General features: G+C 64.8%; 1 protein-coding gene, 1 tRNA gene and 1 pseudogene. 2 read left to right on the top strand and 1 reads right to left on the bottom strand.

Going from position 1 to position 1,254, the window contains the following annotated elements; translation table 11 throughout:
* Window positions 1-28 precede the first annotated feature (28 nt).
* Window positions 29-102: transfer RNA gene (locus ACY45C_RS12525), tRNA-Ala, on the top strand.
* A gap of 181 nt (window positions 103-283) precedes the next feature.
* The gene (locus ACY45C_RS12520) at window positions 284-577 is read left to right on the top strand and encodes a hypothetical protein (RefSeq protein WP_462187792.1); all 294 of its coding nucleotides are present in this window, start codon (window positions 284-286) and stop codon (window positions 575-577) included.
* 246 nt (window positions 578-823) lie between these two features.
* On the opposite strand, the pseudogene ACY45C_RS12515 reads toward ACY45C_RS12520, so the two are convergent.
* Window positions 824-1,201 (bottom strand): annotated as a pseudogene (locus ACY45C_RS12515) (recombinase family protein); the annotation flags it as partial.
* Between the last annotated feature and the right edge of the window lie 53 nt (window positions 1,202-1,254).

The following is a 1,254-nucleotide window of genomic DNA, read 5'->3' as shown; positions in this document are numbered from 1 at the left end:
GCGTTCCTGTAAGCTTCAGATGCTTCCAGGGGGTGTAGCTCAGCCTGGTAGAGCGCCTCCCTCGCACGGAGGAGGCCAGGGGTTCGAGTCCCCTCACCTCCACCCGAGTACTGATGTTCGAACCCCCGCCAGTGAGCTGGCGGGGGTTCGCTGTCTCACCGGGCAGCGGGCCATATGGCCGCTCGATTGCGTGCCAGCGGGTGTGATCAGTGATCTCAACGGAACGGCCTTCATCGGGCGGCATGCTGTCGGGTAGGACCTCCGCATCCTCGGGTTCGGAATCTTGACCGATGGTCTTGTCCTGCTGGTTCGGGGCCAGCAGGTGAGCGAACGGTTCAGTCAGGTCGGCGCCGTGAACTTGGTTGCGTACCACCCAGAAGCGGGCGAATACGGCCTGGTTCAGCGCCCGCCGCACCTCCGGCGGCGCGGCAAGGTACAGCTCATGCGCGTTGGCGCACAGCAACAGAACCTCCTCCACGACCGCCAGCACGGTGCTGGCCTCGGTCGAGCAGCGTTCTATGATCGCTCGGGCGCCGGCCAGTTCCCGCTGGATACGTTCCTGTTCGGTCTTGAGTAGATCCACGGGGATGGCGTCGGCGTAGTGCGCCTGGAGCAGCTTGAGCTGTTCACGTTCAAGATCGGCAATGCGCTTCTCCTGCTGCGCGAGCTCGCGGTGGCTGTCGGCTTGGTGTCGCTCCAGCTCGGTCATGACCTGGTTCCGGATAGCTGTGATTTTGGTCTCGGACAGCTGGATTCGCCGCCACCAGTCGGCGACCGAGGTCTCAAGGTCATCGATCAAGACGGCGGGCTGGTCGCAGGGCTGCCGCCGCTTGGCGCGGCCGATGCAGAAGAAGTACGGGTAGACCGTGCCCCACCGGTTAGTGGCGTTGGTGATCCCGAACCGGCTTCGGCAGGTACCGCAGTACACCGAGCCCTTGAGGTAGTGCGGATGGTGTTGTGGCTTTTCCCGGGCGGCGTTACGCGCCTTCCTGATGGCCTGCACTTGATCAAAGACGGCGGACGTGATGAGCGCCGGGTGTCGCCCCGGGTACCAGACGCCCTCGAACTTGACCTCGCCGAGGTAGTAGCGGTTGGCGAGCATCTTGTCGACGTGCTGGACGCTGACCGGGCGGGTGGGGCGCTTGGGCGTGGCCGGAATGCGCAAACCCCGGTACTCAAGGGCGGTCGCCAGCTGGGCCATGGTGTACTCGCCGCTGGCGTAGGCCTCGAACATCCAGACGATGTGTGGTGCGC

This window comes from Frankia sp. CcWB2, assembly GCF_977927585.1.
Note: the sequence above shows the minus strand (reverse complement) of the source record. Positions and strands in the feature narration are given on the sequence as shown.